This window comes from Oceanibaculum sp., assembly GCF_022449305.1.
GTDB lineage: Bacteria > Pseudomonadota > Alphaproteobacteria > Oceanibaculales > Oceanibaculaceae > Oceanibaculum > Oceanibaculum indicum.
The window spans coordinates 1-23,329 of sequence record NZ_JAKUSO010000001.1; the positions used below are offsets into that span (position 1 = coordinate 1).

A 23,329-nucleotide genomic window follows, 5' to 3' on the forward strand; every position below is an offset into this window, starting at 1 on the left:
AGATGCACCGCCTGCGGATTCAGCAGGGCGAGAGTGCGGGCGAACTCGGCCAGGAAATGCCGGCGGTCGCGCTGGGACAGAAGGAAGCGGTCGAACTGGCCGCCCGCCAGCAGCGCGTCGCGTCCGTCCCGGCTGCGGCGCAGGACGGTGCCGGGATGCGGCGGCAGGTTGGTGGCGGCGGCCAGATGCGCCTCCGCCCTGCCATCCGCGTTCAGGGCGCGAACCAGCCGTGCCGCCTGAATCTCCGTGCCGCCCGGATGCGCGTCCGGATGATTATGGACCAGATGCAGGACCCGGATCACGCGGGCACGGGCAACGGCGTTTCGGCGAAGGTCGGATCGGCCATCAGCGCCGCGATGGCCTCGCCCCAGACCCTGTCCTGCAGCCAACCATTATAAGCCGAAGCGATGCCGCCGCGATGACCCGGATGCAGCGCCATTGAGGTCCGCTCCTGATGGGTCAATACGACATCGGCGCAGTAATGGTTCCGCCGCCCCAGCGCCCGGCAGGCCAGCGCCAGCGTGGAATCCTCGAAATCGCCCAGCACATAGCCGGCATCGAATCCGCCCGCCTGCCGGAACAGGCCGGCATCGATCATCAGGCAGGCGCCGGTGACGCCCGGCACTTCGCGGCTGACCAGTGCTGGCGGATGGTCGCCGGGAAAGCCCTTCCAGTAATGCCGGTTCACCCACCATCTCTGCTCCCCGTGCGAGAAGAACAGCCCGGCATGCTGCAAGCCGCCATCGGGGAACAGCAGGCGCGGCCCGGTGACACCGACATCCGGCTGGGCGCGGTGGAACGCCGCCAGCCGCGCCAGCCAGCCGGATTCTTCCGGCACAACATCGGCGTTCAGGAACAGCAACAGCGGGGCGTTGGCCAGCCCTGCCCCCAGCATGCAGGCCGGGCCATAGCCGTAATTCTCCGCACACACCGCCAGGCGACAGGCCAGCCCGTAGGTGCGGTGCAGCCCGTCCAGCCGGTCGCGCACCAGCGCCGCATCCTCCGGCCGGTCGAGCACATAGATCATTTCGGCATCGCGCAGGCCGGGATCGAAGCCGAAGCGCGCCGCCTGGATATCGAGGAAATCATAGGCACCATAGAGCGGCACGATGATGCTGACCGCGGCCTCCGACGACGCCGCACCGAAGCGCTGAACATCGGCCAGATGCCTGCCTGCCATCAGATCGCCATTCAGGGCGGAGAGCGCCGGATGCACGCAGCCTTCCAACAGGGCCGGTGTCACCGCTTCGGCGGGCAGGCTGGCCAGCAGCGCGTCGCGGCTTTGTGGCCGGGACAGGCGATGCACCGGGGAGACCAGTTCCTCGGTCAGGCCGCCCTGCAACGCGATTTCCAGCCGTACCTGCAGGCAATGGCAGGGGTCGCACACCAGTGGCACGAAAGCGGCGAAATTCGGCGGGCCCGGATGGGCGGGCAGGCCGTCCGGCGCAAAATGCCGGCGCACCGGATCGTCATTCAGCGGCAGAAGATGTGGCGTAACAGGCTGGCGCTCACCAAAGGGGCTGATCAGCGTCAGCCCTTCCACCGCACCATGCGGGTCCCACAGCCAACCGCGCAGGAACAGGCCGGCATCGCCGCAGGGTATCGCCAGCGTCAGCCCGGCACCGAAATCATAGGCGCGGTCGGCGCGCTGCCGGGCCGGTAGCGCTTCCAGCCTTTGCAACCAGGCGAAATCGGGACCGAAGGCCGGAGCGCTCATTCGCCCCAGCGCCTCGCGCAGGGCAAAGCGGACCTCCGTGGGATAGGCAGCAGTGCGCTGCAGATAGGCATCCGGCCCGGTTACGGCCTCAATGGCCGGTTCATCGGGCTGAAACCGCCCGAACCGCGTCAGCCCGTCCGCCTGCCGGCCGATAAATACAGCACCATCTGGCACGCCGCCGGCATCGGCGGCCTCCACATAACAGCACCCGCCTGCGAGACGGCAGGCAAACAGGATCGATGGCGTGCCGGCCATAGCGGCCCCTATGACATCCCAGGGCTGATATTAAAAATTGTTTCTGTATAAGAACGCAATCAAAAGGCGAGAAAGCCTGTCAGCGCATCGCGCTGGCGGTCCATTTCACGACCGGAGCATAGCGCTGGCTGAGGAACTGATAGGTGGACCGGATCAGCCGCACCGCATTCTCATCGGCGACAATCGGCGTCTCCCGCCAGAGATCGAAAATCTCATCCCATTCTAGCGAATAGCCGCGCAACAGGTCGCGCTTGTCGCGGATATAGCTGACGCTGTTCTCATAATTCAGCACCAGGCTGCGCACTTCGGACGTATGATCGTCCATATCGGTGAAGATCGCCTTGATATCCTTCTCCGGCGTCGAGAACAGCACCTTTACCCGGCTGATTTCGTCCTTCACTACGCGGCTGGTCTTGAACAGCTTCATCAGCTTCTCAAGCTTCTGCGCGATGGAATCGAGGGCAAGAAAATGCTCCCGCAGAGCCTCGAGATAGGAGAGTTCGCGCACCAGCGCCTCGATGCGCTGGCTCACCCGGTCGGTCGGCGACAGGGTGGCATCGGCCCCACCGCCGATTTCGCTGCCCAGGCGGGTAATGGCGCGATCGAGCTTTTCCTTGGTCTTGGGGTCATCGGCCACCTGCTCCAGCAGGTCCTCATCGACCAGCACCTGCTCGTCGCCGGACACCCAGGAGGCAAGCTGCACATCGATGCGCATGCGCGCGCGCTTGTAATGGCGCGGCTCGATGCTCCAGGAGGCAGAGCCGTCAATCACCTCGTTGGGTATGGAATCGCCGGGATGCACTTCCCGCACATGCTTCAGCGCCTGACCGACCAGGTCGATCAGCGGCGCGTCGGGATGATCGCCCTCGATCCTGAATTCCGTGCGCAGCGCATTGATCGGCAGCACGACCTTCAGATCGTCCGATGGCAGGTTATAGACAGGCTCACCCGTCAGGGAATCGCGGCGGAAATGGCCGCCCTCGATCTTGAACAGACGATGCTGAAACTGGAACTGGGTCGCTTTTTCCATCGCCGATGCCAACTCACCGCTTTTCGTGTGCGGTAACCATACGCCAAGAAAGTTAACGATCTTTAAATTCCAACCTAACTCCCACGACCAAGCCGCGCGGCGGAGTCCCGTCAGGCCACACGGACAATGCCGACAAGGCCGATCAGCACCAGGGCAAGCCCGATCATCTCCCGCCGCGACAGGCTCTCGCGGAACACGCGCTGCGAGACGATCAGGCTGAACAGCAACTCGGTCAGTCCCAGTGTGCGGACATTGGCGACCGGCTCCAGCGCCATGGCGGTAAACCAGCCGATGGAGGCCAGCGCCCCCATCATCCCAGCCAGCAGCGACAGCCGCCAGGCCTTCAGCACGGCCAGAACGACAGGCGCGTTACGCGCCAGCAGCCAGCCGCCCAGCAGCACGGTCTGGATGGTCTGCGCCCAGACCAGCGCGGTCGCTGCCCCCATCACCGGCGAGGCCGGCTCCAGCGCCAGGGCCGCGCCGCGATAGCCCACCGCCGACAGCGCGAACATCGTACCCGACGCAATGCCCAGCAGCGCCGGACGCGAGCCGAGACCGGCGATCAGCGCGGACAGCGACATCTTGCCCGCCGGCAGCGAGACCAGCATCACACCCGCCGTCGCCACCAGCATGGCGATGACCGCCGGCAGGGTGACCGGGTCGCCGATCAGCACCGCGCCGAACACCGCGACCTGCAGGATTTCGGTCTTGGAATAGGCCACGCCCAGCGCGAAATTGCGCTCCGCCATCGCCCGCAGCAGCAACGCCGTGGCGGCGATCTGCGCCACCGCCCCTTCCGCCACCCAGAACAGGAAGGACCAGTTCGGACCCGGCACTGCCTCGCCCGACGCACCCCAGACCAGCAGCAGCCAGGCGATGGCGAAGGGCAGGCCATAGAGGAAGCGCACCAGCGTCGCCCCCAGCGTGCCCAGCCCGGCCACCAGATGGCGCTGGGTGGCATTGCGGATCGTCTGGGCGAAGGCCGCCCAGAGGGTGATCGGTATCCAGATCCAGGCAAGGTCGGCGATGGACATGATGGGTCTCGGCAGGAAGCGGTGCCTGAACTCTACCGCATGAAGGCCGGGCCAGGCCTGCAATATGCGCAGGCCTCTTCCCGCATGCACCCCTGCCCATCGGATGCTATAGAGCGTGTCAGGCCGGCATCCTCGACATGCGGGCACACCGAAACCGACCGGACCAACATGCCTTCGACCCTTCGCCTGGCGCTGATCCTCGGCGCGCTGACCGCCTTCGCCCCCATGTCCATCGACATGTATCTGCCCGCCTTTCCGGCGCTGCAGCAGGATTTCGCGACCAGTGCCGGCAATGTGCAGCTGACATTGTCCGTCTTCCTGCTGGGGCTTGCCGTGGGGCAGCTGCTCTATGGCCCGCTGGCTGACCGCTATGGCCGCAAGCCGCCGCTCTATGTCGGGCTCACTGCCTATGTGCTGGCCTCCGGTGGTGCTGCGCTGGCCGGCGGTATCGACAGCCTGATCCTGCTGCGCCTCGCCCAGGCGTTGGGCGGCTGCGCCGGCATGGTGATTTCCCGTGCCATGGTGCGCGACCTGTTCGACGAGCGCGGCTCGGCCCGCATCTACGCCCATCTCATGCTGGTGATGGGGCTGGCGCCGATCCTGGCGCCGCTGGTCGGCGGGCAGATATTGCTGATCGCCGACTGGCGCGCGATCTTCTGGGTGCTGGCCGGCTTCGGCTTCCTCTGCCTGCTGGCGGTCATCTTCTTCTTGCCGGAGAGCCTGCCCGCCGAAAAACGCCGCCGCGACGGGCTGGGCCAGGTGTTCCGCACCTATGGCGGGCTGCTGGCCAACGGCCATTACCTTGCCTTCGCCATGACCGGCGGCTGCGTGCAGGCGGCGATGTTCGCCTATATCACCGGATCGCCCTTCGTGTTCATCGAACTCTATGGCGTGCCGCCCGAACAGTACGGGTTGCTGTTCGGCCTCAACGCCATCGGCCTGATTGCCGCCGCGCAGCTGAACCACCGGCTGCTTGCCCGCTTTGAGGGGCGCACGATCCTGAACGCCGTTCTGCCGCTTGCCGCCCTGGCCGGCGTCGCGCTGGCGCTGATCGCGGCGACCGGCATCGGCGGGCTGATCGGACTGCTGGTCCCGCTGTTCTTCTGCGTTGCCAGCCAGGGGATCGTCGGCCCGAACGCGCTGGCCGCCGCCATGGCGTCGCAGGGCAGGAACGCCGGCAGCGCCGCCGCCCTGATCGGCGTGCTGCAATTCGGCACCGGCGGCATCGCCGGCGCGCTGGTCGGGGTGCTGGATGACGGCACGGCCCGGCCAATGGCCTTCATCATCTGCGCCCTGCTGCTGGCCGCGCTGGCCTTGCGCCTGTTCGTGCTGCCAAGGATGGAAGCGAGGGTGTAAAGTACGCGTGACGTAACGCGTACCATTCGTTATAGTGCCGTGTGATTAAAAGCTTCGCCGACAAGGAAACGCGGGACTTCTTCGCCGGAAAGCGGGTTCGCCGCTTTGCCGGTATAGAACGTCAGGCATCCCGGCGGCTGCAAATTCTGGAATCTGCCGATTCCATTGAGGATTTGATGCTGCTGCCGTCCAATCGCTTCGAAGCGCTGGGCGGCAGCCGCAAGGGCCAGTACAGCATCCGTGTGAACGACCGCTGGCGGCTTTGCTTCCGTTTTCACGATGGCGAAGCGCAGGACGTGGAGCTGGTGGACTATCACCGATAGGGGATTGCGATGAGCAAGGAGAGTTTCGAGCGCGCTGGAAACGGCCTGCCGCCGATCCATCCCGGCGAGATACTGGCCGGCGAGATGGAGGTGCTGGGCCTGTCCGCGCGGGCGCTTGGCGAGGCGCTGGCCGTGCCGCCGAACCGCATCACCACCATCCTGAAGGGCGAACGGTCGGTCTCGGCGGATACAGCCCTCCGGCTTGCGCGGTTTTTCGGCACCTCCGCGAAGTTCTGGCTGAACCTGCAGCAGGAATACGACCTGAAAAAGGTTGAACAGGAAACCGGCGAGGCGATCCGCAAAAGCGTGCGGCCGCACGCAGCCTGAATAGCGCGGTAAATTCCCCCTCTGTAAATTGACAGGGCGGGCGGGGAATGCCTTACTGCCTGTTATCGATCATAACAACTGACGACGCCTGTCCCCAGACGGGTGACGTCCAGAAAATTCCACGGAGCGACCCATGGCGTTGAAGCCCGAAACCCGGGAAAAGCTGAAGAGTGTCAGCACGGCGACGATCTGCACGGCGCTGTACAAGCGCGGCTTCCGCAACCAGTTCATCCAGGATGTGCATCCGCTGAACCCGGAGGCCGGGCCGATGGTCGGCGAGGCCTTCACCCTACGCTACATGCCGGCGCGCGAGGATCTGAACCCGCTGACCGCCTTCCAGGACCGAGGCCATCCGCAGCGCAAGGCGGTCGAGGAATGCCCGCCCGACGCCGTGTTCGTGATCGACAGCCGCAAGGATGCGCGCGCCGCCTCCGCCGGCTCCATCCTGGTCAGCCGGCTGATGAAGCGCGGCGTGGCCGGCGTGGTCACCGATGGCGGCTTCCGCGACGCACCGGAAATCGCCCGACTGGCCATCCCCGCCTATCACAACCGCCCCTCGGCGCCGACCAACCTGACACTGCACCAGGCCATTGACATCAATGTCCCCATCGGCTGCGGCGATGTGCCGGTCTGGCCGGGCGATGTCGTGGTGGGCGATGGCGATGGCGTGGTGGTGATCCCGGCCCATCTGGCCGACGAGATTGCCGCCGAGGCGGTGGAGATGACGGCCTTCGAGGATTTCGTCACCGAGGAGGTGATGAAGGGCCGCTCCATCCTGGGTCTCTATCCGGCCACCGAGGAGCAAACCCGCATCGACTTCGCCGCCTGGCGCAAGGCGAACGGCCGCTAAGCACGCCATAGCCAGTCCTCCCTTTTCCTGAGGCCAGCCATGAACGCCTTCGCCAAGACCATGACCGGTCCGGTCATCCGCCTGCACCCGGACGACAATGTCGTCGTCGCCCGTATCCCGGTCGCCGCCGGCACAGAGATTCCGGGCGAGGGCATCACCTCCCGCGACGATGTGAAGGCGGGCTACAAGATCGCGTCGCGCGCCATCGCCAAGGGCGAGCCGGTGCAGAAATACAGCACCACCATCGGCTTCGCGGCGGAAGACATTCCGGCCGGCGCCATGGTGCACAGCCACAATATCGAGTTCCGCGAATTCGACCGCGACTATGCCTATGCCCGCGACTACAAGCCGGTCGAGCTGCTGCCGGAGGCGGAGCGCGCGACCTTCCAGGGCATCGTGCGGCCGGATGGGCGGGTGGCGACCCGCAACTACATCGGCATCATCTCCACGGTGAATTGTTCGGCCACCGTCGTGCATGGCGTCGCCGACTGGTTCACGCCGGAACGGCTGGCCGATTATCCCAATGTCGATGGCGTGGTGGCGCTGGCGCATCAGCTGGGCTGCGGCATGGAGCTGTCGGGCGAGCCGATGGCGCTGCTGCGCCGGACCATGGCCGGCTATATCCGCCATCCCAACCTGTCCGCCGCCGTGGTGATCGGGCTGGGCTGCGAGCGCAACCAGATCGCCGGGCTGATGATGGAACAGGGGCTGGAGGTTTCCGATAACCTCAAGACCTTCACCATGCAGGAGACCGGCGGCACGCGCAAAAGCATCGAGGCCGGCATCGAGGCGGTAAAGACGATGCTGCCGGAAGCCAACAAGGTCACACGGCAGACCGTTTCCGCCGCGCATCTGGCGGTCGGGCTTCAGTGCGGCGGGTCGGACGGGTTTTCCTCCATCACCGCCAACCCGGCGCTGGGTGCCGCGATGGACATACTGGTCCGCCATGGCGGCACGGCGATCCTGTCCGAGACTCCGGAAATCTATGGCGTCGAGCACACGCTGACCCGCCGCGCCGTCAGCCGCGAAGTCGGCGAGAAGCTGATCGAGCGCATCCGCTGGTGGAAGGACGATTACAACAAGGGCCGCGACACGCAGATCAACGGCGTGGTCAGCCCCGGCAACCAGATGGGCGGCCTCGCCAACATCTTCGAGAAGTCGCTGGGTTCCTCCATGAAGGGCGGCACCGGGCCGCTGATGGAGGTCTATAAGTACGCCGAGCCGGTGACCACCAAGGGCTTCGTCTTCATGGACACGCCGGGCTACGATCCGGTGTCCGCCACCGGGCAGGTGGCGGGCGGTGCCAATCTGATCGCCTTCACCACCGGGCGCGGCTCTATGTTCGGGGCAAAGCCGGTGCCCTCGATCAAGCTGGCGACCAACACGCCGATGTTCACCCGCCTGGAAGAGGACATGGACATCAATTGCGGCCTGATCATGGATGGCCAGGTGTCGATGCAGGAGATGGGCGAGCGCATCTTCCGGCTGCTGCTGGACACCGCATCGGGCAAGAAGAGCAAGAGCGAGGAGCTGGGCGTGGGTCGCTATGAATTCGTGCCCTGGCAGATCGGCGTGATGGCGTGAGCCGGAAAGCATTCAGCAAAGCATGACACAGCACCGCAAGCCCGACCTTCTGGAACGCCTGGCCGGCCCCGCCGAACAGGTGGAAACCTCCCCGAAGGTCGCTGACGAGACCAAATTCACGACCTGCTACATGTGCGCCTGCCGCTGCGGCATCAAGGTGCATCTGAAGGACGGCCGGGTCCGTTACATCGAGGGCAACAGGAACCACCCAGTGAACAAGGGCGTGCTGTGCGCCAAGGGTTCCGCCGGCATCATGACGCAATACTCCCCGGCGCGGCTGCAGAAGCCGCTGCTGCGCGTGGGTGAGCGCGGGGCGGGCGAGTTCAAGGAGATCGAGTGGGAGGAGGCACTGTCGCTGGCCACCGACTGGCTAGGCGGTATCCGCCAGACCGACCCGAAGAAGCTGGCCTTCTTCACCGGGCGCGACCAGAGCCAGTCCTTCACCGGCTGGTGGGCGGCACAGTTCGGCACCCCCAACTTCGCCGCGCATGGCGGCTTCTGCTCGGTTAACATGGCCGCCGCCGGCCTCTATTCCATCGGCGGCAGCTTCTGGGAATTCGGCGAGCCGGACTGGGACCATGCCGAATATTTCCTGATGTTTGGCGTGGCCGAGGATCACGATTCCAACCCGATCAAGACCGGCCTGACCAAGCTGAAGGAACGCGGTGCGAAGTATGTCGCGGTGAACCCAGTGCGTACCGGCTATGCCGCGATTGCCGACGAATGGGTCGGCATCCGCCCCGGCACCGACGGGCTGTTCGTCTTCGCGCTGATCCACGAGCTGCTGCGCACCAACCGCATCGATCTGGACTTCCTGGTGCGCTACACCAACGCGCCCTGGCTGGTGGTGCGCAATCCGGGCGGCGCCGATGACGGGCTGTTCGCCCGCGATGCCGACGGCAAGCCGCTGGCCTGGGATGCGAAGGCGAAAGCGCCGGTCGCGGCGACATCCGCCGATTTCGCGCCCGCGCTGGTCGGCGAGGTGACGCTGCCGGACGGCCGCAAGGCGGTGCCGGTGTTCGAGCTGCTGGCCGGGCGCTATCTCGACACCCAGTACGCCCCCGACGCGGTTGCCGAGACCTGCGGGGTCGCCGCCGACGATATCCGCCGCATCGCCGCCGAGATCGCGCATGTTGCCTTCGAGAAGCAGGTGGTGATCGACCAGCCCTGGACCGACTGGGCCGGCCGCCGGCACGAGAAGATGATCGGCCGCCCGGTCGCCATGCATGCGATGCGCGGCATCTCCGCCCATTCCAACGGCTTCCATACCTGCCGGGCGATCCACCTGCTGCAGATGCTGCTGGGCGCCATCGATACGCCCGGCGCCTGGCGCTACAAGGCGCCGTTCCCGCGCCCGATGCCGCCGGGGCCGAAGCCGGCCGGCAAGGAGGTAAAGCCGAACACGCCGCTGCCTGGCATGCCGCTGGGCTTCACCCACGGGCCGGAGGATCTGCTGGTCGAGGCCGACGGCACGCCGAAGCGCATCGACAAGGCCTATTCCTGGGAAGCGCCGATGTCCGCCCACGGGCTGATGCATATGGCGATCCACAATGCCTGGGCGGGCGATCCCTACCCCATCGACACGCTGTTCATGTTCATGGCCAACATGTCGTGGAATTCGACCATGAACACCGGCGGCACCATCGAGAAGCTGACCGACAAGCACGCCGATGGCAGCTACAAGATTCCGCGCATCATCTATTCCGACGCCTATTTCTCGGAGATGGTGCCCTACGCCGACCTGATCCTGCCAGACACCACCTATCTGGAACGCTGGGACTGCATCTCCCTGCTCGACCGGCCGATCGGCAGCGCGCACGGCCCCGCCGACGCGATCCGCCAGCCGGTCATCCAGCCGGACCGCGATGTGCGCCCGTTTCAGGATGTGCTGATCGAGCTTGGCGCGCGGCTTGGCCTGCCCGGCCTGGTGAAGGAGGATGGCAGCCCGCGCTACCCCGGCGGCTATCCCGACTATATCGTCAATCACGAGCGCAAGCCCGGCGTCGGCCCGCTGGCCGGCTGGCGCGGCGAGGATGGCAGCCTGCCCGGCAAAGGGGCATCCAACCCGAAGCAGCTGGAGCGCTATGTCGAGAATGGCTGCTTCTGGAAGCATGAGCTGGAACCCGACCAGCTCTACTTCAAGCACGCCAACAAGGGCTATCTGGAGGCGGCGGTGAAGCTGGGGCTGATCGATGCACCCGAGCAGATCGTGTTGCAGCTCTACAGCGAGCCGATGCAGAAATTCCGCCTCGCCGCCCTGGGCCATGGCGCTGTGCAGCCGCCGGAGCGCGACCGGGCGCGGGTGAAGGAATATTTCGACCCGCTGCCGATCTGGTATGTGCCGTTCGAGGAGGAGGCCGTCGATCCCGACGATTACCCGCTGCACGCGCTGACCCAGCGGCCGATGCCGATGTACCATTCCTGGGGCTCACAGAATGCCTGGCTGCGCCAGATCTACACACGCAACCGGCTCTATATCAGCCGCGAACTGGCGGCGGATGAAGGGCTGGAGGATGAGGACTGGGTCTGGGTCACCAGCCATCACGGCAAGCTGAAATGCCAGATCCAGACCATGGAAGGCGTGAACCGCGACACGGTGTGGACCTGGAATGCCATCGGCAAGCGCGCCGGTGCGTGGAACCTGGCCCCCGACGCGCCGGAGGCGACCAAGGGCTTCCTGCTGAACCACGCGATCAGCGAGCTGCTGCCGGACCGTGGCGGCTACCGCTATTCCAATTCCGACCCGGTGACCGGCCAGGCGGCCTGGTACGATCTGCGCGTGCGCATCGACAAGATCAAATCGACCGAGGCGCAGCGCAGCGAGCCGGTCTTCCCGACCCTCACCCCGCCCGACCTGCCACCGCGCCCCGCCGTGCTTCGCTACGGCGCCGCCAATAGCCGGAAGCGCTGAGATGACCGCCCTGCCCCCCACCAATCCCGGCCAGAAGAAGCTCGGCCTCGTCATCGACCTGGATGTCTGCGTCGGCTGCCACGCCTGCGCGGTGAACTGCAAGGAATGGAACACCAGCGGCCATTCCGCCCCCCTGACTGACCTTGCCCCCTATGGCGCCAAGCCGGACGGCGTGTGGTTCAACCGCATCCACAGCTTCGAGGCCGGCGAGGGTGCGGACAGCCGCACCGTGAACTTCCCGCGCTCCTGCCTGCATTGCGAGGAGCCGCTCTGCGTCACCGTCTGCCCGACCGGTGCCAGCTACAAGCGTGCCGAGGACGGCATCGTGCTGGTGAACCCGGACACCTGCATCGGCTGCAAGCTGTGCTCCTGGGCCTGCGCCTATGGCGCGCGCGAGTTCGACAGCGATGAAGGCGTGATGAAGAAATGCACGCTGTGCGTGGACAAGATCTACAACGAGAACCTGCCGGAGCAGGACCGGGTGCCGGCCTGCGTGTCCACCTGCCCGTCGCATGCGCGGCATTTCGGCGATCTGGGCGATCCTGAGTCCGAGGTCTCGCTGCTGGTCGCCGCGCGCGGCGGCTACGATCTGATGCCGGAGCTGGGCTACAAGCCGACCAACAAATACCTGCCGCCGCGCCCGCGCCAGAATCCGCTGTCGGGCTGTTCCTCGGCCCCCGCCGCCGATGCCGACGCGACGCCCGCCAAGGGCCTGCTGCGCTGGGTTGACCAGATGCTGTCGCGCTGATCCCGCTGCCCGGAATTATCCAGACGATGAACCCCGCCTTTTCCGTCATCTTCTTCACCACCGCTTCCGGCGCCGGCTACGGGCTGATCGCGCTGTTCGGCATCGGCGCCATGCTCGGCCTGCTGCCGAATGACCGCTGGTTTGGCGGCGTCAGCCTGGGCGTGGCGCTGGCGCTGGTCAGTGCCGGCCTGCTGTCCTCCACCTTCCATCTGGGGCACCCGGAACGCGCCTGGCGCGCCTTCTCGCAATGGCGCACCTCCTGGCTGTCGCGCGAGGGCGTGCTGGCGGTGCTGACCTTCGTGCCAGCCGGACTTCTCTGGCTCGCCTGGATGGTCTATGGGCCGGGCCTGTGGACCGCGATCCTGGGGCCCATCGCCGCCGCGCTGTCGCTGGCAACGGTCTGGGCGACGGCGATGATCTACGCGTCGCTGAAACCGATCCACCAGTGGCACAATAAATGGGTGCTGCCGAACTATCTGGCGCTGGCGCTGTTCAGCGGCGGCGTGCTGCTGTACGGGCTGCTGCACCTGTGGGGTCCGGCGCTGCCGCTGGCCGGCGAGGCGGCGCTGGTGGCTGGCCTGATCGCGCTGACGCTGAAGCGGCTGTACTGGAACTTCATCGAGCGCACAAAGGCGGAAAGCACGCCGGAGACCGCCACCGGCCTTGGCCATCTGGGCAAAGTCCGGCTGTTCGAGGCGCCGCATACCGAGAGCAACTACCTGCTGAAGGAAATGGGCTTCAAGGTCGGCCGCAAGCACGCCGCGAAGCTGCGCCGCATCGCGCTGGTGGCGGGCTTCTACATCCCGATCCTGCTGACCATGCTGGCGCTGACCTCCGCCGGACAGAGCGTGGCCGTGGCCTCATCCCTGCTGGCGGTGCTGAGCCTCGCCATCGGAATCCTGGCCGAGCGCTGGCTGTTCTTCGCCGAGGCGAAGCACACCGTCACGCTCTATTACGGCGCGGAACGGGTCTAAAAGGGGCGGGTCTAGGCGATCGCCGGCTGCCTGAAGGCGGTCACCTCCGGCAGCTCATCCCGCCACAGCTCGACCTCGACCAGACAGCTATGCGCCACCGGCCCCTGCGCCAGGCGCGAGGTGCCGCGGTCGCGGGTCAGCACGTTGGGATTGCCGTGCTTCTCCAGGCTGCCCGGATGCTCCGGCTCCAGCGGGTCGAACCAGGCGCCGGTCGGCAGCTGCACCACGCCCTTCATCACCACGTCGGAGACGATGACACCGGCCAGCAGTGCGCCGCGCCCGTTGAACACGCGCGCCACATCGCCATCCTTCAGCCCGCGCGCCGCCGCATCCTCGGGATGCAGCCACATCGGCTCGCGCCCCTGGATCTTGCTGGCGCGGCTGACCGTGCCATTGTCGAGCTGGCCATGCAAGCGCGTGCGCGGTTGGTTCGACATCAGATGCAGCGGATAGTCGCGCACCGCCTCCGACCCGAGCCATTCCTTCGGTTCGCGCCAGACCGGATGGCCGGGGCAATCGTCATAGCCGAAGCCGGCGATGGTCCTGGAGAAAATCTCGATCTTGCCGGACGGCGTATCCAGCTTCTGGGCATCCGGGTCGGCGCGGAACCCTTCGAACAGGGTGAAGGGCTTCTCCGGTGCCGGAATCTCGACATGGCCGACCTCCCAGAACGCCTCGAAGGACGGCACGGTGACGTCATGTTCGGCGATCCGCTGCTGCCAGACCTCATAGAGGTGGCGCACCCATTCCATCTCGCTGCGGCCCTCGGTGAAGGCCTCGCGGAAGCCCAGCCGCTCCGCCATGCCGGCGAAGATGTCATGGTCATGCCGCGCCTCGCCCACCGGCTCCACAGCCTTATGCATGGCCATGACGAAGCGGTCGCGCGGGCTGGAGCCCAGATCGTTGCGCTCCAGCGTCGTGGTCGCCGGGAAGACGATGTCGGCATGGCGCGCCGTGGCCGTCCACCAGGGCTCGTTCACGATCACCGTGTCGGGCTGGCGGAAGGCCTGCACCAGACGGTTCAGATCCTGATGATGGTGGAACGGATTGCCGCCGCACCAATAGACGATCCTGATGTCCGGGTAGGTGCGCTTCTCGCCGTCATAATCGTAGGTGCCGCCCGGTTCCAGCAGCATGTCGGCGATGCGCGCGACCGGGATGAAGTTATCGACCGACCCGCGCCCCGCCAGCATGTTCGGCGTCGGCAGCTTCTTGCGCGGCGCGCCCATCGCCGCCTCGCAGCCATAGCCGAAGCCGTAGCCGCCGCCGGGGAGGCCGATCTGGCCCAGCATCGCCGCCAGGGTAACGGGCATCCAGTAGGGCTGCTCGCCATGGTCGGCGCGCTGCAGCGACCAGGCGGTGGCGATCATGGTGCGGGTGCCGGCCATGCGCCGGGCAAGGCCACGGATGGTCTCCGCCGGGATGCCGCACAACCCCGCCGCCCAATCCGCATCCTTCGGCTGGCCGTCACTCTTGCCCAGCAGATAGGGCAGGAACTCGTTGAACCCGACCGTATAGCGGTCGAGGAAAGCCTGATCGTGGAGATTTTCCGTCACCAGCGTATGGGCCAGCGCCAGCATCAGCGCGGTGTCGCTGTTCGGGCGCACCGGCAGCCATTCGGCCTGGAGGAAATCCGCCGCGTCGTCGCGCAGCGGGCTGATGTTCACGAACTCCACACCGGCCTGCTTGCAGCGTTCCAGCCAGGGCTGGGTGATGTGCGAGCCGACACCGCCGGAATCGATCTGCGCATTCTTCAGCGGCACGCCGCCGAAGCAGACCATCAGCTTCGTGTGCTTCGCGATGCCGTCCCAGGAGGAAAGCGGCCCCTGCACCGATTCCAGTGAGCCAACGATATGCGGCAGCAGGGTGATGGCGGCGGCGTAGCTGTAATTCTGCACCTGCCTTGTGAAGCCGCCCATGCCATTCAGGAAACGGTGCAGCTGGGTGCGCGCATGGTGAAAGCGCCCGGCGCTCGACCAGCCGTAGGAGCCGCCGAAGATCGCCTCATTGCCATGGCTGTCGCTGACCCGCTTCAGCTCGGCGGCGGCGAGGTCCAGCGCCTTGTCCCAGGAGACCGGCACGAAGGCGTCGGCCCCGCGCAGATAGCGGCGGCCGCCCGGCCCATCCTCCAGCCAGCCCTTGCGGATCATCGGCTGGCGGATGCGGCTCTCGTCATACAGCGCCTCCGGCATGGAGGTAATGAGCGGCGACGGCGCCTCGTCCTTCTCGAAGGGGGTGACGCCGACAACCCGCCCATCCTTCACCTGGGCGCGGAACGCGCCCCAGTGCGAGCTGTGAATGACGCCCTTGCCGCCGGTCATGACTGCCTCCCTTATGGAACTTTATATTCTCAATAAGAGAGGAACGGTCCCACTTCAACATCCGCCGCCGTAAAGCAGACCTGCGGCGGTGGCCGAACAGCGCGAGCCACGCCATATAGTGGGCGTCATGTCGAACAGCAAAGCCGAGAACTGGCCGGGGAACTGGGTCGAGACACGACCCGAGGGGCTGTATGTCCGCCCCGGCGGATTCTATGTCGACCCCATGCGCCCGGTGGACCGCGCCGTCATCACCCATGGCCATGCCGATCATGCCCGCCCCGGCCACAGGGCGGTGCTGGCAACATCCGGCACACTGGCGATCATGCGCGCCCGCTATGGCGAGGAGACCGGCCAGGCACGGCAGGCGCTGGCCTATGGCGATAATATCCGCATCGGCGAGGTGGAGGTGGCGCTGCATCCGGCCGGCCATGTGCTGGGCAGCGCGCAGGTCAGCCTCACCTGGCGCGGCGCGCGGCTCGTCATCTCCGGCGACTACAAGCGCCGGCGCGACCCGACCTGCCCGGCCTTCGAGCCGGTACCCTGCGATGTGTTCGTGACCGAGGCGACCTTCGGCCTGCCGGTGTTCCGTCACCCGCCGGAAACGGAGGAGATCGCAAAACTGCTGCATTCGCTGACCGTGTTCCCGGAGCGTGCACATGTCGTCGGCGTCTATGCGCTGGGCAAGGCGCAGCGGCTGATCCGGCTGCTGCGCGAGGCGGGCTATGACCGGCCGCTCTATGTCCATGGCGCGCTGCAGGCGCTGTGCGACCTCTATGAGGCGGAGGGCGTACCGCTGGGGCCGCTGCGCCCGGCGCTGGCGGCAGAGAAGGAGGCTTTCCGGGGCCAGATCGTGCTGGCCCCGCCGTCGGCCATCGCCGACCGCTGGTCGCGCCGCCTGCCCGATCCGCTGACCGCCGCCGCCTCGGGCTGGATGCGGGTGCGCCAGCGCGCGAAGCAGCGCGGCGTGGAGATGTCGCTGGTGATCTCCGACCATGCCGACTGGGACGAGCTGATGCAGACGCTGGAGGATGTCGGCGCGCCGGAAGTCTGGGTCACGCATGGCCGCGAGGAGGCGCTGGTCCATGCTGCCCGGCAGCGCGGCATCGAGGCGCGCGCCCTGTCGCTGGTCGGCTTCGAGGAAGAGGGGCAATAGCGTGAAGCCCTTCGCCACCCTGCTGGATGCGCTGATCTTCACCCCGTCGCGCAACGCCAAGCTGCGGCTGATCGCCGACTATATGGCCAACACGCCGGACCCGGACCGCGGCTATGCGCTGGCGGCGCTGACCGGCGACCTCACCTTCCGCACCGCCAAGCCGGCGCTGATCCGCCAGCTGGTGGCCGAGCGTGTCGATCCCGAACTGTTCGGCTGGTCCTATGATTTCGTCGGCGACCTGGCGGAGACAGCGGCGCTGATCTGGCCGGAAAGACGCAGCAACCGAGACTGGCCGCATCTGGCCGAAGTGGTGGAGCGGCTGGACAGTGCCGGCCGCACCGAGGTGCCGGGCCTGCTGGCGGAATGGCTGGACGCGCTGGACGCGACCGGGCGCTGGGCGCTGCTGAAGCTGATCACCGGCGGCCTGCGCGTCGGCGTCTCGGCGCGGCTGGCCAAGACCGCCGTGGCCTCATTGGGAAATATCGACCCCGCCGAGGTGGAGGAAGTCTGGCACGGGCTGGAGATGCCCTACGCCCCGCTGTTCGCCTGGGTGGAGGGCAAGGCTCCGCGCCCCGCCGTGGAGGCCGGCGCCGGCTTCCGTCCGCTGATGCTGGCCAATCCGCTGGAGGAGCGCGAGATCGAGGCGCTGGATGCAGCCGCCTACCGCGCCGAATGGAAATGGGACGGCATCCGCGTGCAGATCGCCGCGCGCGGCGGGCAACGCCGGCTTTATTCCCGTACCGGCGACGATATCTCCGGCGCTTTCCCGGACATTCTGGAAGCGATGGCGTTCGACGCGGTGCTGGATGGCGAACTGCTGGTTCTGCGCGATGGCGAGGTTGCCCCCTTCAACGATCTGCAGCAGCGGCTGAACCGCAAGAGCGTGACGCCGAAACTGTTGCGCGAACACCCGGCGCATGTGCGGCTCTACGACCTGCTGTTCGATGGCGACGAGAACCTCCGCCCCCTGCCCTTCGATGCCCGCCGGCAAAGGCTGGATGCCTGGCACGCCCGGACCGGGCCGGACCGCATGGATCTGTCGCCGCTGATCCCCTTCGCGCATCTGGATGAGTTGAAGGTGCTGCGCGCCGGCGCCCGCGACGCGGCCATCGAGGGGCTGATGCTGAAGCGCGGCGACAGCCCCTATCTGGCGGGCCGGCCGAGAGGCCCCTGGTTCAAGTGGAAGCGCGACCCGCTGACGCTGGATGTCGTGCTGATGTATGCCCAGCGCGGGCATGGCAAGCGCTCCTCCTTCTATTCCGACTATACCTTCGGCGTCTGGCGCGGAACGGATCTGGTGCCGGTCGGCAAGGCCTATTCCGGCTTCACCGATGCGGAGCTGCTGGAGCTGGACAAATGGGTGCGCAACCACACGACCGACCGGTTCGGCCCGGTGCGCGCGGTGGAATCCGGCCTGGTGCTGGAAGTGGCCTTCGACAGCGCGCACCCGTCGGCCCGGCACAAGAGCGGCTATGCGCTGCGCTTCCCGCGCATCCACCGCATCCGCTGGGACAAGCCGCCGGAGGAGGCCGACCGCATCGAGACAGTGGCGGGGCTAGCCTTGACATAATGAAGTATGATTCAATCCCGGCAGTGTAAAGATAACGGGATACCGCGCCTTGCCCTTCGGATGTCCGCTTCTGGGAGCCGCTTTGTGACGGAGACGGCCCGAGACTGGTTTCTGGTCGATGATGCGACCGACCGGGGCGGCTGGAATCCGCTTGTCCGCGCGGCGCATGATTACTGGTTGCGGATTGCACCGCCCGGCCTTCTGCCGGGCCGCCAGCATATGGACCCGCTGGATATACCGGACCTGCTGCCACGCATCTGGCTGCTGGATGTCATCTGGCCCGGACCCGAATTCCGGTTCCGGCTGGTCGGCAGCCGCATCGTGAACCGGCTGGGCCATGACCCCACCGGCGAACGGCTGGAGGATGCGTCCCTCGATTATGAGCAGAATCCCAGCCTGACGGAGCGCTACCGGGCGACGGCGGAGCATCGCCAGCCGACCTACCGGCTGGGCCCGCAAAGACTGACCCGTACCCGCGATTTCGAGTTCGTGGAGAACATCTTCCTGCCGATGGCAGAGGACGGGCGGACAGTCGACATGCTGATGGCGCTGTCGGTGCTGGTGGACAGTCCGGACTAACCCCGATCTAACGCCTTCCAGGCAGGCTGTGCACCCTGGCGCGGCCGATCAAGTGAATGTCGAAGCCCTTCGGAAACAGCCGCCCGATCGCCGGGTCGGACACATCCAGCCCGCCGGCATAGGCGCCAAAGGCCGGCAGGATCAGCCGCCTGCCATCGGTGACGAAGCAACGCCCGGAGACCCGACGCGCCCGTGTCTGCACCGTCGCCTTCGGGTGGTAATGGCCGCTGACCTCGCCCATCGCACTGCCCGCCTCCGCCTCGTGCCGGAACACCAGCGGCCCCAGCACGATCTCGGGCTCAACGCGTCCGCCCCAGTCCACCGGCGGCGCCGGATCGTGATTGCCGGCGATCCACCGCCAGTCGCAGGATGCCGTCAGCCGCGACAGCAGCGCGACATCGTCGGCGTCCAGCCGGGTGGCGGCATTGCCATCATGGAAGCTGTCGCCCAGGCAGATCACCATTGCCGGCTTCAGCCGCGCCATCACCGCCTCCAGCCGGGCCAGCGTCTCCCGCGTGTCATAGGGCGGCAGCAGCGTGCCGTGCCGGGCATAGCCGCTGCCCTTTTCCAGATGCAGGTCGGCAGCGACCAGCAGGCGGCGCTCCTCCCACCACAGCGCGCCGCTGAAATCGGCGGTCAGTTCGGCGCCGTTGAGCAGGAATCGGGAGGCATTCGGCATCACAGGGGCAGGCTGGCTTGCGGCGGCAGACGGGTGGCCTCTTCGATCAGCGCCTCGGCGGCCTCATCCAGCAGATCGTCGAGGCCGGCACCATAGACCTGCTCCCGCCCGATCTCCAGCATCACCGGCACGGCCAGCGGCGAGATGCGGTCGAGCCGCCGGTGCGTGAGCCGGCCCCTGATGCGGCCCAGCATGGCGGACAGGCGGGAAATATCGGTCAGGCCTCCCGCCGCATCGGCGCGGGTGGCACGCAGCAGCATATGCGACGGCTCGTGCTTCCGCAGCACGTCATAGATAAGGTCAGTGCTGAAGGTGACCTGCCGCCCCGTCTTCTCCTGCCCCGGCGCGCGTTTCTCGATCAGCCCGGCGATCACCGCGACATTGCGGAAGGTGCGGCGGAGCATGCTGCTCTCATCCATCCATTCCTCCAGATCATCGCCCAGCAGATCCTCCGCGAACAGCTCGTCCATCGCGGCGGCCGGCACCGGCTTCACGCTCCACACCGCCAGCACATAATCGGAGGCGACGAAGCCCAGCGGGCCGAACCCCATCCGCTCCATCCGCCGTGTCAGCAGCATGCCCAGCGTCTGGTGCGCGTTGCGCCCCTCGAAGCAGTAGGCGACCAGGAATTCCTTGCCGCCGCGCGGGAAGCTCTCGACCAGCAGCCCGTCGCGGCGCGGCATGACGGAGCGGAACTGCTGCATGCGCAACCATTCCTCGACCGCGGCCGGCAGCGTCGGCCAGTTCGCATCATCCTGCAGCAGGCCGCGCACCCGGTCGGCCAGCGAGGTGGAGAGCGGCAGCCGCCCGCCGGCATAGGCCGGTATCTTCGGTGCGTCACCGGTGGCCGGGCTGGCCTGCACGATGGTCTCGCGCAAGCCGTCGAAGCGCAGCAGCCGGCCGGCGAACAGGAAGGTGTCGCCCGGCTCCAGCCCCATGACGAAATATTCCTCGACCTCGCCCAGCACCGGCCCGCGGTTCAGCCGCACCTTCAGCGTCACCGCCTCGACAATGGTGCCGACATTCATCCGGTAGCGCCGCAGATGCGACGGGTGCGACAGCCGCCATCCCCCTTTGCCATCGCCGATCAGCCGGCGGTAGCGGTCATAGCTGCGCAGCGCATAGCCGCCGGTCGCGCAGAAATCGAGCACATCGTCGAAGGTCTGGCGGTCCAGCCCGGCATAGGGCGCTGCGCGGCGCACCTCCGCATACAGCGCATCGGCCTGAAACGGCCCGGCGCAGGCGGTGCCGACAATATGCTGGGCCAGCACATCCAGTCCGCCGGGACGGGGCGGATCGCCATCCAGTTCCATGGCGCGGATGCCGTCCAGCGCCGCCTTGCATTCCAGCACCTCGAAGCGGTTGGCCGGCACCAGCAGGGCGCGGCTGGGCGTATCCAGCCGGTGGTTGGCCCGGCCGATGCGCTGCAGCAGGCGGCTCACCCCCTTCGGCGCGCCGACCTGCACCACCAGATCGACCGCCGCCCAGTCGATGCCGAGATCGAGCGAGGATGTCGCCACCACGGCACGCAAGGCGCCGCGCGCCATCGCCGCCTCCACCTTGCGGCGCTGCTCCACGGCCAGGCTGCCATGGTGCAACCCGATGGGCAGATTGTCCTCGTTCAGCCGCCACAGCTCCTGGAACACGATCTCCGCCTGGGCGCGGGTATTCACGAAGACGATGGCGGTCTTTGCCGCCTTCACCGCCTCATAGACCTCCGGCAGGGCGAACACGGCCATGTGCCCGGACCAGGGCATGCGCCCCTGTGGCAGCAGTATCTTCACCTCCGGCTTCGCCGCTTCTCCGCCGCTCACCAGATCGACATCGCCGGCATCGGCGCGGCCTTCCGACGACAGATAGGCCAGCAGCGGATCGCGATGCGCCACCGTTGCCGAAAGGCCGACGCGCCGGCAGCCGGGGGCGAGGCGCGACAGCCGCGCGAGGCCGAGGGCCAGCAGATCGCCGCGCTTCGTGCCGGCCATCGCGTGCTGCTCGTCCAGCACCACGCATTTCAGCCCGGCGAAGATTTCCGGCGCATCGGGATAGGAGAGCAGCAGCGCCAGCGATTCCGGCGTGGTCAGCAGCATCTGCGGCGGTTTCGTGCGCTGGCGCAGACGCTTGGATTGCGGCGTATCGCCGGTGCGCGTCTCGATGCGGACCGGCAGGCCCATCTCCGCCACCGGCTGTTCCAGATTGCGGTGGATATCGACCGCCAGCGCCTTCAGCGGCGAGACATAGAGCGTGTGCAGCCCGTCATAGCCACCATCCGCCAGCTCGACCAGGCTGGGCAGGAAGCCGGCCAGCGTCTTGCCGCCGCCGGTCGGCGCGATCAGCAATGCCGAGCGGCCTGCCTTCGCTGCGCGCAGCATGGCCAGCTGATGGTCATGCGCCTGCCAGCCGCGCCGGGCGAACCAGGCGCGGAAGCTTTCGGGCAGTATGTCGAGAGTCGCTTCGTCTGGCATCGCCGCAGATGTAAGCCGAAGCAGGGCCCGGTCAAAGCCCCTTCCGCGCGCTTACCCGCCGCTGACCGCCGTGATGATGAAGACCTCGGCACCCGGCGCAAGATTCGTATCGAGTGTCGCGCGCCGGCCTTCGACGAACACATTGATATGCCGGCGGATGGCGGGCCGGCTGTCGCACAGCCGGTCGCGCATGCCGGGCCAGCGTGCCTCCAGCGCGTCCATCAATTCCGCTACGGTGCCGGCGTCCAGCTGCAGCAGACCCGGCGCGCCGGGGAACAGCGGCAGCAGCGCCGCCGGCAGGGTCACCGTTACCGTACCGCTCATGCTGCCTCTCAGGCCGCCCGCAGCAGCGTCTCGACCGAGAAGATCGTCGGCAGGTGCTGCGCAAGGCAGGTCCAGTTCTCGCCCTCGTCATTGCTGGCATAGAGCGCGCCGCCGCTGGTGCCGAAATAGACCCCGGCCTTCTCCAGCCGGTCGGTCGCCATCGCCTGGCGCAGCACGCCGAAGAAGGCGTGTTCCTGCGGCAGGCCGTTGCGCTTGTCCTGCCAGCTCGCCCCGCGATCGCTGGTGCGCCAGACGGCCGCCTTCGCGCCGGGCATGTAGCGGCCGGCGATGTCGCCATTCAGCGGCACCAGGAACAGCGTGTCCGGGTCGTGCGGGTGGGCGGCGGCCGGAAAGCCGAAGCTGGAGGGCAGCCCCGCCTCGATACTGTGCCACTGCCGGCCGCCATCGTCGCTGCGGTACATGCCGCAATGATTCTGCTGATAGAGCCGGTCCGGCATGCCCGGTGCCATGACGATGGAATGGACGCACTGCCCTACTTCCGGATAGCGCTGATCCTCCGGATTATAGTCGCAGCGTGTGCCCTGGTTGCGCGGCTCCCAGCTCTCGCCGCCATCCTCGGTGTAGAACACACCGGCGGTGGAGATGCCAGCCCACAGCTTCTTCGGGTCGGTCGGATGCGGTACCAGCGAATGCAGGATCAGCCCGCCGCCGCCCGGCATCCACTGACCGCGCGTCGGATGCGCATTCAGCCCCGACACCGGCACCCAGCTCTCGCCGCCATCGCTGCTGCGGAACAGGCCGGCCGGCTCCACCCCGGCATAGAGGCTGCCATCGGCGGCGCGGGCAAGGCTCCAGACCGACTTTATCGGCTCCTGCCCCTCGGGATAGGCGAGGCCGGCGCTGGAATGGCTCCAGTTCTCGCCGCCATCGGTGGATTTCCAGACCGCCGGCCCGAACCAGGCATCGCCGCCGCCGGCGTAGATCGTGCCGGTCTGCGGATCGCCGATGACGTGGTTGACCGGCCATGTCTGGCAGAACGGGCCGCGCAGTGCGAAATCCTTCCGGGCCGGGTCGCTTTCCAGAATGAAGGCGCCCTTCTTGGTGCCCAGCAGAACCAGCAGTCTTTGCGTCATCCCATCCTCCGCGCTTGATTTTTGTCACCCCGCCTGCA

Annotated in this window: 19 protein-coding genes and 1 pseudogene; 11 read left to right on the plus strand and 9 right to left on the minus strand. The window is 67.1% G+C overall.

Annotation, left to right across the window (positions count from 1 at the left end):
• The 4 genes and pseudogenes from MK313_RS00005 to MK313_RS00020 form a co-directional block, all read right to left on the minus strand.
• Nucleotides 1–302: pseudogene (locus tag MK313_RS00005) on the minus strand (glycosyl transferase); the annotation flags it as partial.
• The gene (locus tag MK313_RS00010) at nt 299–1,972 is read right to left on the minus strand and encodes a glycosyltransferase (protein ID WP_287779224.1); all 1,674 of its coding nucleotides are present in this window, start codon (nt 1,970–1,972) and stop codon (nt 299–301) included. The pseudogene MK313_RS00005 and the gene MK313_RS00010, both read right to left, overlap by 4 nt.
• 79 nt (nt 1,973–2,051) lie before the next feature.
• The gene (locus MK313_RS00015) at nt 2,052–3,002 is read right to left on the minus strand and encodes a hypothetical protein (protein WP_008945728.1); all 951 of its coding nucleotides are present in this window, start codon (nt 3,000–3,002) and stop codon (nt 2,052–2,054) included.
• A 110-nt stretch (nt 3,003–3,112) separates the two neighbouring features.
• Nucleotides 3,113–4,036: a DMT family transporter gene (locus MK313_RS00020; protein ID WP_008945727.1), complete on the minus strand. Its 924-nt coding sequence runs from the start codon at nt 4,034–4,036 to the stop codon at nt 3,113–3,115.
• Nucleotides 4,037–4,204: 168 nt separating this feature from the next.
• Here MK313_RS00020 and MK313_RS00025 point away from each other — a divergent pair, with 168 nt between their 5' ends.
• The 8 genes from MK313_RS00025 to MK313_RS00060 all read left to right on the plus strand — a co-directional run bounded on the left by MK313_RS00025 (nt 4,205) and on the right by MK313_RS00060 (nt 13,109).
• Nucleotides 4,205–5,392 carry a Bcr/CflA family multidrug efflux MFS transporter gene (locus tag MK313_RS00025; protein WP_287779231.1) on the plus strand — a complete coding sequence of 396 codons (1,188 nt, stop codon included), beginning with the start codon at nt 4,205–4,207 and terminating at the stop codon, nt 5,390–5,392.
• A 41-nt stretch (nt 5,393–5,433) separates the two neighbouring features.
• On the plus strand, nt 5,434–5,715 hold the full coding sequence (locus MK313_RS00030; RefSeq protein WP_287779233.1) for a type II toxin-antitoxin system RelE/ParE family toxin: 282 nt from the start codon (nt 5,434–5,436) through the stop codon (nt 5,713–5,715).
• Nucleotides 5,716–5,724: 9 nt separating this feature from the next.
• Nucleotides 5,725–6,042 carry a HigA family addiction module antitoxin gene (locus MK313_RS00035; RefSeq protein WP_287779234.1) on the plus strand — a complete coding sequence of 106 codons (318 nt, stop codon included), beginning with the start codon at nt 5,725–5,727 and terminating at the stop codon, nt 6,040–6,042.
• A gap of 133 nt (nt 6,043–6,175) precedes the next feature.
• Nucleotides 6,176–6,892, plus strand: coding sequence for a ribonuclease activity regulator RraA (locus MK313_RS00040; protein WP_008945725.1), 717 nt, complete (start codon nt 6,176–6,178; stop codon nt 6,890–6,892).
• A gap of 39 nt (nt 6,893–6,931) precedes the next feature.
• On the plus strand, nt 6,932–8,476 hold the full coding sequence (locus MK313_RS00045; protein ID WP_287779237.1) for a UxaA family hydrolase: 1,545 nt from the start codon (nt 6,932–6,934) through the stop codon (nt 8,474–8,476).
• Between the two features lie 22 nt (nt 8,477–8,498).
• Nucleotides 8,499–11,387, plus strand: coding sequence for a molybdopterin oxidoreductase family protein (locus MK313_RS00050; RefSeq protein ID WP_287779239.1), 2,889 nt, complete (start codon nt 8,499–8,501; stop codon nt 11,385–11,387).
• A gap of 1 nt (nt 11,388) precedes the next feature.
• Nucleotides 11,389–12,135: a 4Fe-4S dicluster domain-containing protein gene (locus tag MK313_RS00055; RefSeq protein ID WP_287779241.1), complete on the plus strand. Its 747-nt coding sequence runs from the start codon at nt 11,389–11,391 to the stop codon at nt 12,133–12,135.
• A gap of 26 nt (nt 12,136–12,161) precedes the next feature.
• Nucleotides 12,162–13,109: a dimethyl sulfoxide reductase anchor subunit family protein gene (locus tag MK313_RS00060; RefSeq protein WP_287779243.1), complete on the plus strand. Its 948-nt coding sequence runs from the start codon at nt 12,162–12,164 to the stop codon at nt 13,107–13,109.
• Between the two features lie 11 nt (nt 13,110–13,120).
• Here the strand turns inward: MK313_RS00060 and MK313_RS00065 are convergent, their stop codons facing one another.
• The gene (locus MK313_RS00065) at nt 13,121–15,430 is read right to left on the minus strand and encodes a molybdopterin guanine dinucleotide-containing S/N-oxide reductase (protein WP_287779245.1); all 2,310 of its coding nucleotides are present in this window, start codon (nt 15,428–15,430) and stop codon (nt 13,121–13,123) included.
• Between the two features lie 127 nt (nt 15,431–15,557).
• Between MK313_RS00065 and MK313_RS00070 the strand changes: the two genes are divergently transcribed.
• The 3 genes from MK313_RS00070 (at nt 15,558) to MK313_RS00080 (ending at nt 18,732) form a co-directional block, all read left to right on the plus strand.
• Entirely contained in the window at nt 15,558–16,583 is a 1,026-nt protein-coding gene (locus MK313_RS00070; RefSeq protein WP_287779247.1) for a ligase-associated DNA damage response exonuclease, read from the plus strand.
• A 1-nt stretch (nt 16,584) separates the two neighbouring features.
• A complete protein-coding gene (locus MK313_RS00075) occupies nt 16,585–18,153 on the plus strand; it encodes a cisplatin damage response ATP-dependent DNA ligase (protein ID WP_287779250.1) in 1,569 nt (522 codons plus the stop codon).
• An 84-nt stretch (nt 18,154–18,237) separates the two neighbouring features.
• Nucleotides 18,238–18,732 (plus strand): PAS domain-containing protein, encoded by a 495-nt coding sequence (locus tag MK313_RS00080; RefSeq protein ID WP_287779252.1) that lies wholly within the window; start codon nt 18,238–18,240, stop codon nt 18,730–18,732.
• A gap of 7 nt (nt 18,733–18,739) precedes the next feature.
• On the opposite strand, the gene pdeM is transcribed toward MK313_RS00080, so the two are convergent.
• From pdeM to MK313_RS00100, 4 genes are read right to left on the minus strand one after another with little or no spacing between them, the layout of a single operon-like run.
• A complete protein-coding gene (gene pdeM / locus MK313_RS00085; RefSeq protein WP_287779253.1) occupies nt 18,740–19,411 on the minus strand; it encodes a ligase-associated DNA damage response endonuclease PdeM in 672 nt (223 codons plus the stop codon).
• Complete coding sequence (locus tag MK313_RS00090) at nt 19,411–21,873, minus strand: ligase-associated DNA damage response DEXH box helicase (RefSeq protein WP_287779255.1); 2,463 nt, start codon at nt 21,871–21,873, stop codon at nt 19,411–19,413. The genes pdeM and MK313_RS00090 overlap by 1 nt, the downstream gene beginning before the upstream one ends.
• A gap of 51 nt (nt 21,874–21,924) precedes the next feature.
• Entirely contained in the window at nt 21,925–22,197 is a 273-nt protein-coding gene (locus MK313_RS00095; RefSeq protein ID WP_287779258.1) for a MoaD/ThiS family protein, read from the minus strand.
• Nucleotides 22,198–22,205: 8 nt separating this feature from the next.
• Complete coding sequence (locus MK313_RS00100) at nt 22,206–23,291, minus strand: WD40/YVTN/BNR-like repeat-containing protein (RefSeq protein WP_287779261.1); 1,086 nt, start codon at nt 23,289–23,291, stop codon at nt 22,206–22,208.
• Between the last annotated feature and the right edge of the window lie 38 nt (nt 23,292–23,329).